Origin of the sequence: Haliscomenobacter sp., assembly GCF_041740695.1 — a bacterium.
Taxonomy (GTDB): domain Bacteria; phylum Bacteroidota; class Bacteroidia; order Chitinophagales; family Saprospiraceae; genus Haliscomenobacter.
The window spans coordinates 16,349-30,549 of the sequence record NZ_JBGSLK010000024.1 but is presented as its reverse complement, the minus strand read 5'-3'; the positions used below and the strand labels follow the sequence as shown (position 1 = coordinate 30,549).

10 protein-coding genes and 1 tRNA gene are annotated in these 14,201 nt (G+C 46.9%); 6 read left to right on the top strand and 5 right to left on the bottom strand.

Annotation, left to right across the window (positions count from 1 at the left end):
- Nucleotides 1-454 precede the first annotated feature (454 nt).
- The 5 genes from ACEW9O_RS05115 to ACEW9O_RS05095 all read right to left on the bottom strand — a co-directional run bounded on the left by ACEW9O_RS05115 (nucleotide 455) and on the right by ACEW9O_RS05095 (nucleotide 10,388).
- Entirely contained in the window at nucleotides 455-1,996 is a 1,542-nt protein-coding gene (locus tag ACEW9O_RS05115; protein WP_373549055.1) for an amidohydrolase, read from the bottom strand.
- A gap of 127 nt (nucleotides 1,997-2,123) precedes the next feature.
- Entirely contained in the window at nucleotides 2,124-3,500 is a 1,377-nt protein-coding gene (locus tag ACEW9O_RS05110) for an aspartate aminotransferase family protein (protein WP_373549054.1), read from the bottom strand.
- A gap of 11 nt (nucleotides 3,501-3,511) precedes the next feature.
- The gene (locus ACEW9O_RS05105) at nucleotides 3,512-4,147 is read right to left on the bottom strand and encodes a GNAT family N-acetyltransferase (RefSeq protein ID WP_373549053.1); all 636 of its coding nucleotides are present in this window, start codon (nucleotides 4,145-4,147) and stop codon (nucleotides 3,512-3,514) included.
- 137 nt (nucleotides 4,148-4,284) lie between these two features.
- Nucleotides 4,285-5,628 carry a Na+/H+ antiporter NhaC family protein gene (locus ACEW9O_RS05100; RefSeq protein ID WP_373549052.1) on the bottom strand — a complete coding sequence of 448 codons (1,344 nt, stop codon included), beginning with the start codon at nucleotides 5,626-5,628 and terminating at the stop codon, nucleotides 4,285-4,287.
- Nucleotides 5,629-5,951: 323 nt separating this feature from the next.
- The gene (locus ACEW9O_RS05095; protein WP_373549051.1) at nucleotides 5,952-10,388 is read right to left on the bottom strand and encodes a cohesin domain-containing protein; all 4,437 of its coding nucleotides are present in this window, start codon (nucleotides 10,386-10,388) and stop codon (nucleotides 5,952-5,954) included.
- A 543-nt stretch (nucleotides 10,389-10,931) separates the two neighbouring features.
- On the opposite strand from ACEW9O_RS05095, the gene ACEW9O_RS05090 reads away from it, so the two are divergent.
- The 6 genes from ACEW9O_RS05090 to ACEW9O_RS05065 all read left to right on the top strand — a co-directional run bounded on the left by ACEW9O_RS05090 (nucleotide 10,932) and on the right by ACEW9O_RS05065 (nucleotide 14,201).
- A tRNA-Arg gene (locus ACEW9O_RS05090) sits at nucleotides 10,932-11,005 on the top strand.
- Nucleotides 11,006-11,124: 119 nt separating this feature from the next.
- Complete coding sequence (gene rpmB / locus ACEW9O_RS05085) at nucleotides 11,125-11,385, top strand: 50S ribosomal protein L28 (RefSeq protein WP_373549050.1); 261 nt, start codon at nucleotides 11,125-11,127, stop codon at nucleotides 11,383-11,385.
- Nucleotides 11,386-11,405: 20 nt separating this feature from the next.
- On the top strand, nucleotides 11,406-11,594 hold the full coding sequence (gene rpmG / locus ACEW9O_RS05080; RefSeq protein WP_373549049.1) for a 50S ribosomal protein L33: 189 nt from the start codon (nucleotides 11,406-11,408) through the stop codon (nucleotides 11,592-11,594).
- A 75-nt stretch (nucleotides 11,595-11,669) separates the two neighbouring features.
- Nucleotides 11,670-11,846 carry a DUF4295 family protein gene (locus ACEW9O_RS05075; protein ID WP_353484677.1) on the top strand — a complete coding sequence of 59 codons (177 nt, stop codon included), beginning with the start codon at nucleotides 11,670-11,672 and terminating at the stop codon, nucleotides 11,844-11,846.
- Nucleotides 11,847-12,016: 170 nt separating this feature from the next.
- Entirely contained in the window at nucleotides 12,017-12,973 is a 957-nt protein-coding gene (gene ftsY / locus ACEW9O_RS05070; protein ID WP_373549048.1) for a signal recognition particle-docking protein FtsY, read from the top strand.
- A gap of 61 nt (nucleotides 12,974-13,034) precedes the next feature.
- A complete protein-coding gene (locus ACEW9O_RS05065) occupies nucleotides 13,035-14,201 on the top strand; it encodes a septal ring lytic transglycosylase RlpA family protein (protein ID WP_373549047.1) in 1,167 nt (388 codons plus the stop codon).

Genomic DNA, 14,201 nt, shown 5'->3' with positions numbered 1-14,201 from the left:
ATAATCAACAGCAGTTGATTGATCACAACGTGGCAGCCTTCGACTGTTTTTGGTAGCTCCAACTCAATGTTTTTGATGCCCTAAGATACTTTTTATTTTCATATTTAGCAGCCGCCGAAGGCGGCTGCTAAATAGTTACTTTTTTTCAATGAATGTGCTGTAGTCATAAATAGAATGAATTGTATCTCTAAAATTCGATGGAATAAATTCATTTTTGTACCATTCCTTAAATCTCTTTTCTGCCATTCTATCAAACAAAAACCCTTCAATTAATTGACAACTTACAAAAAACAATATAAAAACAAGGAATATAAACATCCTCATTCCTCTTAGAAAAACATAAATATTTTTCATAGTTGAAAAATTATTGTGTTGCAAAATAATCTACAATTTAACAAATTTCTTTGAAAGTCCCGCTAGTTCAAGTCTACCCCACCCACACCAGCGGCGAGTTTTAATTTCCTGCCGTTGCTTCAGAAACTACAATATTTTCCAATGCTCCACCTAAAAACGGGCTCCCCTCCAACACCACCAAATCCGCCCATTTCCCCACTTCCAAGCTCCCATTCACCGCTTCAGTCCCCTCCGCCTCCGCCGCCCCCAACGTATACGCCCGCAAGGCTTCCACAAGCGTAATTTTTTCAGTTGCACCAATTTCTTTTCCCTGCATATCCACCCGCTCCACCGCGTTGCGTATCCCCATCAGTGGATTAAAATCCTTCACCACGGGTGCATCCGAGGAAAAAGCCAAACTCACTCCCGCATCCAGCACACTGCGGTAAGGAAAGACCCGATTGAGGTAAAAATTGGGTAGGTACCGTCGATAATTGGGACCTAGCTCGTACAAAAAGATGGGTTGGGACACACAAAACACACCCAGTTCCCGCATCAAATTCAAATGCTCAGGATGTGGAAACCCCAAGTGTTCAATGCGGTGTCGCAAACCCCGGGGATTAATCCGATCCAATTCGGCATACACCGCCAACACCTGATCGATCGCGGCATCCCCAATCGCATGGGTGGCAATGCGCCAGCCAGCAGCCTGGGCTTGTTGTGCCAGGTTGAGGAAAAAGCTACTCTTCAGGCGCATTATTCCTTTTCCCCCTCCATTTTTATAAGGTTGTTTCAAAGCGGCTGTTTTGCCACTCAAGCCACCATCGGCAAAAAACTTGACGGTGTCAATGTGTAAAAAATCGGAATGGTATTGTTCGGGTAATGGTAGTGGCTTGCTGCCTCCATCCGGCACAATAATTGGCATGGCATGGATGCGGATTTTAAGCTCCCCAGCCGCTTCCATTTGTCGGTACACTGCCAACAAATCGGGCATCACCCCCGGGTCGGTAGCGGAGGTGATGCCTTTTTCCAATAAAGCATCCTGCGCAGCCAGGATCATTTCTCGGAAGGCTGCGGGCGAGTGCGCTGGAATCAAGCGGGTGACCAAACCCAGGGCCGTTTCGGTGAATACCCCAGTTGTTTTACCCTGTTTATCACGCCGTACTTCACCGCCTGGTGGTGCATCCAAGTTGGGCAAAAACGAAAAGACCATCGAGTTGACCACCGCAATATGGGCGCAAGTGCGAATCACATAACAAGGGCGATCGGGGACGGCACGATCCAGGTCGTAACGATCGGGCATCCGGCCTTCGGCCAAATTGGTTTCGTTGAAACCCCGAGCCAATATCCAGGGTCGTTCAGGGTGGCGAGTGGCAAATTCGCGCAAACGTTCCTGCATTTCAGCAATGCTGCTTACCCCGCGCAAATCGAGCATGTAGGTCAATAAATCACCAACTTTCCAGAGGTGGATGTGGGGATCGTGGAAGCCGGGGAGCAAGCTTTTCCCTTGCAGATCGTGGAGCTTTGCCGATGCTCCGGCTTGCTGTTGCAGTTGAGAGACAGTCCCGGAGCCTGCGATCTTCCCCGCTTTTACCCATAGTGCTTCTACTTCTTGAGTGGAAGCGGTCGGGTGAATGTGGCCGTTGTGGAAAATTTGATCCATAGTTTATGCCTAGCTCTAGTGTTTCTTCAGTGTCTTAGGTTTCTTAGGTGGTGAGAAAAATCCCTGCGGAGCAGGACATAAATTTCACCACCTAAGAAACCTAAGACACTGAAGAAACACCTAAGTACTATACCAAGCCCCGCTTCTCATGTGCACGCCGAATGGCATCTTCCAATACTTGCAGCCCCTCAGCCAATTGATTGCGCGTAATGACCAAAGGAGGCAACAAACGAATACAATTGGAATACAAACCCGCCCGAATCAACAAAATGCCGTGCGCGGTAGCATCTTTGATGATCTCCAGGGTCAGTTCAGGGTCGGGCTCTTTGGTCTGGCGGTCTTTCACAAATTCCACCAGGCGCATCGCCCCCAGGCCGCGTACATCTCCAATGCAGGAATATTTCTTTTTCCAGCTCTCCAAAGTCCGGCGCATCTGCTCCCCTACCCTTTCCGTTTTTTGTTGAAAACCGGTGCTGATGATGGTTTTAACCGCTTCGATGGCCGCCACGCAGGCTACCGGGCTGCCACCGTAAGTACCGCCTACCCCACCGGGGTGTGGTGCGTCCAGGATTTCGGCTTTGCCGATGAGCGCTGCGATAGGCATTCCTGCGCCTATACTTTTGGCAGTAGTGATCAAGTCGGGAACCACTCCAGTATGCTCGCAAGCCCAAAGTTTGCCAGTGCGACCCATGCCACATTGGATCTCATCAAAAATCAGGACGATGCCGTGTTGATCGGCCACTTCGCGTAGTTTTTTCAGGAAAGCCCCCGGAACTGGAATAAAGCCCCCCTCGCCCAGTACCGGCTCGATGAGAATGGCCGCTACTGCGCTAGGGTCAACCTGCGAAATCAAGGCCTCGTCGATGCGGGCGATACAATAATCCAGGTATTTCGGGGCGCTCATGCCCTCGGGTACTCGGTACATATTGGGTGCAGGCAAGCGGTAGATGTCGCTGGCCATGGAGCCGAAACCTTTTTTGAAGAGGTTGTACTTGCTGGTCAAACTCAGGGTGAGGTGGGTTCGCCCGTGGTAAGCACCTTCAAATACAATTATCGCCGGGCGCTGGGTGTAGTAGCGGGCGATATTGACTGCGTTTTCAACTGCTTCTGAACCAGAGTTACACAGCAAGGTTTTTTTGGCAAAATCACCCGGTGCAATGCGATTCAGCAATTCCGCCAACTGGATTGGAGGCTCCATCGTGGTGACAATCTGACAAGTATGGATGAATTTGTCCAATTGCCTTTTTATAGCGTTGACCACATTCGCGGGTGAATGCCCTACGTTGATCATGCCAATCCCACCAGCAAAGTCAAGCAAGGTATTGCCGTCGAGGTCTTTGACCACTGCTCCTCTGGCTGAATCGACCACCACATCGGTGGAACGGCCCGCACCTGCGGGTAACGCTGCTACCCGCCGAGCTAATACTTCCTGGCTTTTGGGGCCGGGTATGGGCGTCAGCAGTTGAATGCTGGGTTTGGTGCTGTTTTTGGTTTTGGTTTCCATACAAAGGTGCTTTAAACTTGTTTTTCGGCAGATAAAATCATCAACACTCCAGCATTGCCACAATTGGGGTCATCCAAATAATTGTGAATCAAACGTTGGGGCTCGGCACCCATCCGCATTTGGGTACTCACCGTGGGGTCGTAAATGCTGCCTTCGATCAGGTGTTCATAATACTCGTCGAGGCTCATTTCGCGGGCGTAATCCACATAACCAATCGGCATCCCCACAATTACTTGACCTTTTAGTCCCAAACTCCGGCAAATCTCCTGTCGGGCCCGGTACAATTGCCGGGCCAAACCCTGCCCGCGGTAACGCGGATGCACCCCCATATCCATGCCGTAGAGCCAATCCCCCTGGGGTTCGTGGGTATTGAACCACAGGTTGTCCGATACGCCCAGAAAAGTGTGGTCTTCCAGGCTTAAATGATAACGAATAGAACTGGTCATACCTACGACTTCATCTGCGTCCAGCAGCACCATTTGTCCTTCCGGAAAAACCTTCAGGTGGTGTAGGTAATGCCTTTCGGCCATCCGTTCGACTTCAGCCAAGGTAGGAAAAACCAGGCGTTGGAGTGCATCCAGCGCTTTGGCATGCCGGGCTTCTGTTTGTTGAATGATATACCCACTCGGTAATTCTTTGCGATACATGTACAAAAGTTAAGTAAAGTATGACGCAAAAAATTACTTCCCGATTTTTTTTAAGGCTTTTGAATAGTAAGCTCACTTGAAATGAAGCGTTCGACTTACTATTCAAAACCCAAAATCGGGAAGTTAATTTTTCTGCGTTACAATGCTAAAAACAATAAGGCCGATAAGCCTACAGCAATCAAATTATAAGGCAAGGCAGCAAAAGATAGTTCCATATTGTTGCACTCCGTGCTGGTAGCCGTTAAGACATTTACATCCGAATAAAAACTAGCGTGTGCACCAAAAGCACCCGCAGAAATCACTGCAGCCAGGGTAGCCCACATATTGGCGTCCAGTTCCTGGGCCAAGGGTACTACAATTGGAATGGCTACTGCATAAACGCCCCAGGAGGAAGCCGTGGTGTATGAAATAAATGCCAAGACCAAAAAGATGACCACTGGCAACATCCCTTTCGACAATACCCCACTCATACTATCAATCACAAAAGGCGTCAGGCCCATCTCGTCCCCTACTCGTTTGAGCACATAAGACATGGTCAGGATGGCCAGGGCAAAAACCATACTTTGGAAACCTTCAAAAATCCCCTCGCTAAGGGCATCGAAAGTCATCACGCCATTCCACCAGTAGTAAAAAACCGTAAAAGCCACACCTACCATCACTCCCTTGAGTGCATCTTTGTCCAAAATCAAGGTCGCTGCAATCAATACAAGCAGTGGAAGAAAAAAGTACTGTGGCTTGGCACCTTTGGATTGAATGGGATTTTCGTCGGTTTTGCTCAAAATCGATTTTGGAGGTGCCAGCACCCCGGTTTCCTGGGCTCTTTTTTCGGCTTTTTTCAATTTTCCCAGCAATGGAAATTTCCCCAAAGCCAACAATAGGGCTATGATCACCACAATCCAGGCATAAAACATGTAGGGAATCAGGTTTAAAAAACCCTGGAACCCCTCCCCTGGGGCAACAACTTTATTGTCTTCCAAAAGTTTGCTCACGTAGATGCTCCAGGTAGTCATGGGTACAATCACGCACAAAGGTGCGGCCATCGCATTGACTTGTAGCGCCAACATCTCTCGGGAAATGCGGTAATTGTCGGTGATTTTCCGCATGGTGACCCCAGATGCCAGTGCACTCATGTAGTCATCTACAAAAATGAATAGGCCTAAAAACCAGGTCACCACCAAAGCACTTCGGCGAGTTTTGACATAGCGCAGTACATACTGGCCAAAAGCATAAACTCCCCCCGACTGAATGATCAAATGGATCAAAGACCCGTACAAGCCACAAACCAGAATGATCCAGGCCATTGTTTCGTCGCGCAGGGTGGCGACCAGCGCGTCAACAAAATTTCCAGGAAATGCATTGGGTTTGATGAGCACAAAGCCCAGCAGGCAGCCGATCAGTATGGGTTCAAAAGCGCGGCGAATGAATATAGCCAATACAACCACCACCAGGGGCGGGATCAGGCAAAGGGCTCCATAATCCATAAATAGATAGTGAGCTAGAAAGATACATTGTTTTGGAGAGTGGCGAGTAGATTTTGGAAAAATTTATCTACTGTGCGATACCAAAAGCAGAGGGCCTTCCCTGCACAAATCGCAAGAAGGCCCTCCAGCTTCCACTATGTAATTGACTAAAAAATATAAAAAGGCTTTATGTGCAGATTTTATAAACTGAACGTGTTTGAGACAGAACGTGGGGGTTTTGGGGCTGATTGAGGCTCATTTTAGAGTGCGTAGCAGCGCTACGGACGAAAAAATAGCCGAAAAGACCCCGTTATGGCCAAGCAACGTTCTGTTTATAAAATCTATCATTTAGTTACCACCATTTTACGGGTTGCGGTTGCCCCATTTTGAGTTAAGGTGTAGTAGTAGACACCATTGCTCGGCAGATCAGTATGTTTGATCAAAACCTGCTGGTACCCTTTGTCGAAGCCTTGGCGCAACGTTTTGACCATTCTACCCGTGACATCATGGATGCTCAGGGTAGCTTCGCCCGCTTGAGGCAACCAGAACCCAATTTGGGTTTCGCTGCGGAAAGGGTTAGGCTGGTTTTGCTCCAATACCATTTCGTTGTTAAGCGCGGCGGTTGCTGCACCAAAATCCAGTGCAAGCCCCAGTACATCCGACTCCCGGTTGTAAGCTTCAGCACTCATGGCTCTTGGATTGAGGTGCAAAGCCTGACTCAACTGTACATTGCTTTTGGCTTTGAATACCAGGGTAAACAATGCACCCGTTTTGTTTTGCCCTTGATCTACCCAGGAAGTGGTGAGTAAGCCCTGGTCGGCAAAGAGCCCAAAATTGTCCGTTTTGGCTACACCATTTTTGATGCCTACAAATTCGAGGGTTTGGGTATCCCAATCCAGTGCAAATTGATAGCCAGCTATTTTGCTCAAATCTGAAGCCGTTACAGGAATTTCGTATATGTTGCCTGCTTCCAGTTTGAGGTTATCGATCGATAGTTTCAATGTTTCTCCGCTGCGCAGCTCTGCGCCTTGCAAGCCACTTACACTGGCGCTTTGGTTCAAGTCACCCACTTTGATGGCCACAAAATTAGCCTGTACGTCGTGATCCAGGTTAACCATCGAAATGATCTTTGGAAAAGCCTCTTTCCATGGATTCAGGGGATCGGGAAAACGGTAAGCCTGATCTACGAAGCACCAGCTCTTGGTTCCGCCAAAGTCGGAGCTCATGTTGAGGATAAATTTGCGCAAGCGAATTTGGTCTCCAACCGAAACGTGACCAGAGTTGTCTACATCAGCCGCAATCAAGCGGTATGGATCCGTAATGGGTTCCGTGTTGATGAGGTGTTTTTGGATGTAAATCAGGTCGAGGGTAGAAATACCGTTGCCAAAATCCTTGTTCAAGTCAGGCGTCAAGGTATAGGTTTTGCCTTTGCCCAAACCAGCAAAAGTATAGGCACCATCGGAACCACTGGTGTATTGCATCGCTGCCCCACCGGAAAGTTGTAATGCCACCCCTTTCACCATGTTGTTTTGAGCTGTAGCTACGTGGCCTGCAATGGTGAAGGCTTCTACGACTGCACCTGGACATACTTTGTTGTTGTCCTGGACTTCAACATACGTCACACAGAAATCGTGGTTGCCAGCTTCATCCCAGGCGTGAAGCTCTACTTCAACCACTTTTCCTTTATCGGCACAAGTCAATACCAAACCCGTACTTGTTACAATGGCTGGAGCGCCTTTGCGGTTAATGGAGTATTTGGTGATGCGCTTGAGTCCTTGCGCGTTGGCTTCACCCTGACCATTGCAATCAAAAATTGCACTGGCTACAAAGTCCGTTGCCCATACCGCCATGGTACCACCACCTTGGTCATCACTCATCAGCGATAGCGACAATCCTTTGATACAAATTGGCGCAGGTGCTTTTTGGTCCTTTACTTCAAATGGAATTCGGGTAGGTAAACTCAGGTTTCCACAACCATCCCGCACCGATACAATCAGATCATGTTTGCCTGCAGGCAAGTTTTTCACTGTTACGGTAAAGCTACCGTCAGCATTGGCTTTGGTTACCCAACGGGTCGAATTGTACATGATAAATGTACCACTCAAGATGCGATTGGGAGCAACCATCAACTGAGGAATTTCCAGTTCAACGGAGGGGCTACAGTTATCGGTAGCCCGGAAAGTGATGGTGACATCAGCCAAACAGTCGGTAGCCCGGGTTGGAAAAATGCTCAACTGAGGTAGCGTCACCACGGGTAGTTGTGAATCTTCTACCTTGATGATTTGGGTATACATGAAACTGTGGTAGTAATCATCGGTAGCGTCACAGATCGGTGGCGTGAAACGAATGTCTCCCGTTTCTTCGGGGGTACGGTTTTTGGATAGCCAAAATTCTTCGTCACCATCGCGGTTTTTATCCCGTACCAGCACATAAATAGGGTCTTTACCATTGTTGCCAAAAGTTCCACGATCTACCACATATACTTTTCCAGTTGCCATTGGATCACCACAACGATCATCGTAAGCACACCAGTTGATGACGGTATAGGTACGGAATATTTTGTAACATTCACTATCGCTGGAATCATAACGTTTGTCGCTCACGTTGACAGCCAATACATCACAACCCAATTCAGCGGTGAAGGCAGAATCTGCTTTCACTGTTTTACAATCGGCAGAGGCATCCCGAGGGAAACAAATGTCGTATTCGTTGATGGGCGTAACGGTAATCCGCTGCTCACAAGAGGTGGATGAAGTACCTTTGTTGATGGTCCAACGGCGAATGATGTAGCCTTTGCCACATTTTATGTTTTCGATTACGGTGTACTCAATGTTGAGGTTGGTGCATTCGTTCCCACCATGAATGGTCACATCGCCAAAACATTCAGCTGATGCAACGCGGTCTTTTAAATTGCCCAGGCATTTATCCGTGCAAGAAATGGTCGCATCCCAGGGAGCAACACAAGTGGGAACGGTTTTGTCTTCTACCACTAGATCCATCCAGCAATAGTTGCGATTACCCGCCAGATCTTCGGCCCACAATTCAATGGTAACTCTGGATCCTAGGTCGCAGCAGTAAAACTCAACAAACTCGCCCAAAGGAGACATCAATTTGCCTTCTTTCAGGGTAAAGGTTTCACCAAAATCAGCCAAATCTCCATCACCATTGAGGTCAAAACCATCGGCTACGGTCCAGTCACCACTGGCAGGCAATGGATCGAGTTTGCCGTTGTTGTTGGTATCGTAATCTCTAAGGAAGCTGGAAGTGCAGTTTAGCGGAATAACCCGGCGAACCCGGAGCCATCTCAGCTTGCTACAATTGTCCCAGGTTCCTTCGTCAACGTCTTCAGCGGTCAACTTACCATAGCCAGTTTCATAACCATTGGATAAAGAAATCCGCAAGTCATCGTCACATTTCACCACTGGAGCGATCAGGTCGCGTACAAAAAACTCGATGGAATCGAGCATGGTGTTGTAACAGCCATCATTGGCTGTAATGATCAAGCGGTGACGCCCTACCGTTAGGCCGGTAATGAGGCCATTGGTTGTTGGGTAATTCACATTATACCAGGTAGAAGTATCAACAACGATGCCACTGACAATTTTCCCTTTGGTACGTACTCTCAAACTTAAAGTACCTAAAGTACAATTGTCGCTGATGGTTGCCCCAAATAAGTTCCGAATTCCCGTAGCGGTAGTAGGGACAGCAGCAGTACAATCAAAAGGGCCGGTACTGATGATGGGAATACGCGACAGTTTGGTCAGGCGGGGTGGACTAGTGTCACCCAGTTTGATCAGAATTTTGTATTGCGCTACCTCCCGGTTCAAACACCAATCGAACAATTTGATGGTGCGTTCTATTTTCAGGCCAGAGCCATTGCAGATGGGGAACTCAACATCGCCGACGTTCACACCATAATTACAGCCCAGAGAATCCAGATAGATTTTTTTGCCAAAAAAGTTAGTAATATAAGGTGTAACATCGATCCGGCGAATCTGGCTCTTATTGGCTACGCAGGCATCGTAGCTGATAACCGCTTTATAGGCACCATCACCGGCAAAATCGAACTGAAAATCATTCAAAACCGGGCGACGGAAGGTGATCACCTGTTCCACACTCTGGGTCATCCCCCGACAGTCGGTCGCTACAAATACGCGGCGAATGCGTGCATACACCCCATTGACGATGGTTTCGGTGCAGTTGGCCGTTTCAAGGCGGTCCGAAAACTTCAGTGTGACGTTGCAACCACAAGATTTGCAGTTGTCTTCAAAATTGGGAATCCCCAGGTTTTTGACATCGATGTCAATCACTGAACCCGAAATCAAAGCACTCAAGGATTGGTTGGTATTGGTAGGACCAACCGTCTTGGGATTGTTGAGCACGAAATTGACATCCGTGCACCAGAGGGTAGCGTTGGTAAAATCCACACCTACCAATTTGGGACCACTTTTGTCTTCCGCCAAAATTTTACCCCAGCAGACTATTTCATTGGCGCTATTCAAAACACCGTAATCCCACAAACCCGGGCAATCAATAATGTTGCCATTGGATGGGTTACTGTCACTAATGGATATCCGATAAGTGCCGATACAATCCCCAAACCCCACCAAAGCTGGGGTTACGATAAATTTGCAATTGGCATCCATCGTGACGTTTACCTGGTTAATGCAGGAAGTTCGAGGGTCACACTGAGCATTAGCCCACTGCGGAAACAACAGCACGCCTAGTAGTATTCCCGCCGGTAGCATCCGGCCTAAAAAATTACAGAGAGTAGAGGTCATCTTCATGGGAAACAAATTTGTCTTTTGTATATTCACGAAATTCAATAACAATTAAAATATGTAGACGCAACGAGCAAGTACTCGTAACGCACATAAATCGACAACAACCGTAGTAACCGTAGCAAACGCAACCCATGGCTTTAGCCGTGGGAGCCACAAGCATTACTAGCCCACGAATTTATTCGTGGGAAACTTAAGGAGTGGAAAGGTATCTCTCAATAAACGAGAAATGTAATTACCGGCGAGCAGCCAAACAGCGTGAGGGGACAAAAAACGGCTATTGGCTCTAATAGATTAATGGTTCAGCATCAAAGATAAGCGTTTATTTTATTTTTGGAAACAGAATATTTATTTTGTACAAAAATAATAGATTCAGGGTAGCTGATGAACCAAGTCTATTCATTCTAAACCGGATAAGTTCATGGTTTTCAATGGGATTTCAATTTAAAGGAAATATTCGTTCAAAAAAACTAAAAAAGGCTTGCACACTTCCGACAGGCGACTTATCTTTGCATCCGCAATTGCAAAACATGCATACGCACTGGCGCTGTAGCTCAATTGGATAGAGCACCTGACTACGGATCAGGAGGTTTAAGGTTCGACTCCTTACAGCGTCACTCTGATGAATCATCCACTAAAATTAGGGGATAAAAATTCTCTGGATCGAAAAGTTCAAGGTCTAAAGTTCAAATTGGTTAAAACCTTTGACACCTTGAACTTTTTAAATTTATACATTATGTCTAAGGTTTGTCAACTTACGGGTAAGCGTCCGATTGTAGGAAATAACGTTTCACACTCCAATCGCAAGACCAAGCGTCGCTTTTTGCCTAACCTGCAAAAGAAACGCTTCTTCATCCCCGAAACGGATCAGTGGGTTACGTTGAAAGTATGTACTTCCGCCATGCGCACCATCAGCAAATTGGGGATTTACGAATACCTGACGCGTTTGGAAAAAGAGGGTGTTGATACCGGAGTGATTTTGGAACAAGGTTCTTAAACAAGTAATTTGTAGTCGTCATGGCAAAGAAGAGCAAAGGAAACCGCATTCAAATCATCCTTGAGTGCACTGAGCATAAGAAGTCGGGAATGCCCGGTACTTCTCGTTATGTTACCCAGAAAAACCGCAAAAACTCACCGGATCGTATGGAGTTGAAGAAATTCAATCCTGTACTGAAAAAAGTAACGGTGCACCGCGAAATTAAATAATTGCTGATTGAGAACAAATCGAGCTTGCTTGTTCCGACAATAAGTCTTAATTTGATTCCATAAATAATTAATGCAATGGCAAAGGTATCCAAAAACGCAAAAGTTGCTAAGCGTGTAGCCAACATTGGTTCTGGCCGCGACTACGTACAAATCGTGGTAAGCGTAAAAGACCCTAAAACGGGCAAATACAGCTATAAAAAGCAAATGGTGCACAAGGACAAAAAAGACGCTTTTATTGCTTCCCTGAAGTAAATATATGCACCGTCTGATGCATCGTCCGTAAAGAGGCTTTTCTTGTGAGTGCACAGGAAAAGCCTTTTGAGTTGTAAGTGAAAAGTGAAAAACTAAAAGTGAAAAGCTATTCCCAGTCTATCACCACTCACTTATAACTATTCATTTTTCACTTTTCACTTTTCACTACCATGAGTTTTTTTAGCAATCTTTTTGGAAAAAAAGAAAAAGAAGATCTGGATAAAGGGCTTGAAAAAACCAAGAGCAGTTTTTTCGGCAGCCTGTCTAAAATGGTGGCTGGTCGTTCAACCGTGGACGAAGAGGTGTTGGATGAACTGGAATCCCTCCTCATTTCCGCCGATGTAGGCCGAAATACCACCACTCAGATCATCGAGCGCATCGAAGCGCGAGTAGCTAAAGACAAATACCTGGGGGCCAGTGAACTCAATTTTATTCTAAAGGATGAAATTGTGCGGTTGTTGGCCGAAAACAATACTGGAGAACTGAGTGGATATGAATTGCCAGAGGGGGTAAAACCTTTTGTACTCCTGGTCGTTGGTGTGAATGGAGTTGGTAAAACCACTACCATTGGCAAATTAGCCCACCAATTCAAAAAACAAGGCAAAAAAGTTGTGTTAGGCGCTGGGGATACCTTCCGTGCTGCTGCAGTAGACCAACTCAAAATTTGGTCTGAGCGAGTCGGTTGTGATTTTTACAGCAAAGGCATGAATACTGATCCCGCTGCGGTGGCTTACGAAACGGTGAATTACGCTGTGCAAAACAACTGTGATGTGGCCATCATTGATACTGCTGGCCGTTTGCATACGAAAGTGGGATTGATGCAGGAATTGAGCAAAATCAAACGTTCGATCAGCAAAAGAATCGAAACTGCGCCCCATGAAGTGCTGCTGGTACTGGATGCGACCACTGGTCAAAACGCCATCGAGCAAGCCAAACATTTTACCGAAGCAACCGATGTAAGTTCACTGGCGCTGACCAAACTGGACGGTACCGCCAAAGGTGGTGTAGCCATCGGAATCTCCAATCAATTCAAAATTCCCATCAAATACATTGGCGTAGGAGAAGGCATTGACCAATTACAACCTTTCGACAAACAAACTTTTGTCACTGCACTTTTTGAAGCTTAAATACTTTTTCACTGTAACTTTTCGTTATAACCATCGTTATTTTGAAAAATTTATTTTGCCAATGAACAATCTGCGTAAAGTATGTGGCATTCTTGCCGCTCTATTCTTAAACTCCGTTGTAAGCTTCGCCCAACAAGTTGATGTAGGTTTGTCCAATTACTATTCGGACGCCTTACAAGGCAACCCAACTGCCTATGGCGAGATTTACGAGCGAACCCAATTCACGGCTTCACACCGCACCTATCCCAAGGGTACCTTATTAAAAGTCACCCGCTTGGACAATAACAAAGCTGTAATTGTACGCGTCAACGACCGGGGGCCTTTTTCCAGCGATGGTGCCATCATTTCACTGTCTATGGCTGCTGCGTCCTTCATTGACCTAAGTTTGGTGGGGCATGCCCAGGTTAAAGTGGAGCAGTTCGGATATGCCGACAACAATGCCACTGCTGCCAACTACAATACGGTCAACAATCAAAGCTCCAACTCCTTTGCTTTTGACCGGATCTACAATGGTGCGCCACAAGAAGCACCGCAAGAGTATTTTACGCCCAAAGGTACCAATGGCCCCAATGCTTACAACAACACCCAGCAGCAGTACGGCAACACCCAGCAGCAGTATAACAATACCCAACAGCAATACAGCAATACTCAACAGCAGTACGGCAATACCCAAAACAGTACCCAACAAGCTCAATATGGCCCGGTACCACCTTCGTACGATCGTCGTTTTCAAAACCGGGGAGGCACCTACAATGCTGCCAATGAGGCCTCCAACCAGGCTCCTGCGGAATATGGCTATACGGGTTCAGCAAACAGTTACAACCCTGCCTACAACAACAATAGCAGCAACGGCAACATCCCCAATTCTTACTCAAACAATACCACCAGCTCCAATTCGAACAATCCTAATTTCAACTGGAATACCACCAATGCAGCAAATACAAGTACTGGCAGCCTAGAAGGTTTCCCTACTTTGCAGGCAGGAACTGGATTTTCGGTTCAGGTAGGCTCCTATACTCAGTTGGACAACGCTACACGCCAAGCACAGTCATTGCGTACGATGGGTTTGAGTGAAATCTATCTTTCCCAATCCCCTGCTGCCAATGTCAGTGGAGGTCGGATTTATAAAATTTTTGCAGGCCGTTTCGACGATCGGGATGCCGCGACGATTTATGCCAGCCAAATCAAGCGCCAGTTTTTGGTGAACGGATTTGTGTTGCGCTTGTAG

Bases quoted from the DNA above. Each gene is read 5' to 3' on its own strand.
- ACEW9O_RS05065 (WP_373549047.1), top strand. From the start codon at position 13,035: ATGAACAATCTGCGTAAAGTATGTGGCATTCTTGCCGCTCTATTCTTA.
- ACEW9O_RS05075 (WP_353484677.1), top strand. From the start codon at position 11,670: ATGGCAAAGGTATCCAAAAACGCAAAAGTTGCTAAGCGTGTAGCCAAC.
- rpmG (WP_373549049.1), top strand. From the start codon at position 11,406: ATGGCAAAGAAGAGCAAAGGAAACCGCATTCAAATCATCCTTGAGTGC.
- ACEW9O_RS05100 (WP_373549052.1), bottom strand. From the start codon at position 5,628: ATGGATTATGGAGCCCTTTGCCTGATCCCGCCCCTGGTGGTGGTTGTA.
- rpmB (WP_373549050.1), top strand. From the start codon at position 11,125: ATGTCTAAGGTTTGTCAACTTACGGGTAAGCGTCCGATTGTAGGAAAT.
- ftsY (WP_373549048.1), top strand. From the start codon at position 12,017: ATGAGTTTTTTTAGCAATCTTTTTGGAAAAAAAGAAAAAGAAGATCTG.
- ACEW9O_RS05095 (WP_373549051.1), bottom strand. From the start codon at position 10,388: ATGACCTCTACTCTCTGTAATTTTTTAGGCCGGATGCTACCGGCGGGA.
- ACEW9O_RS05105 (WP_373549053.1), bottom strand. From the start codon at position 4,147: ATGTATCGCAAAGAATTACCGAGTGGGTATATCATTCAACAAACAGAA.
- ACEW9O_RS05115 (WP_373549055.1), bottom strand. From the start codon at position 1,996: ATGGATCAAATTTTCCACAACGGCCACATTCACCCGACCGCTTCCACT.
- ACEW9O_RS05110 (WP_373549054.1), bottom strand. From the start codon at position 3,500: ATGGAAACCAAAACCAAAAACAGCACCAAACCCAGCATTCAACTGCTG.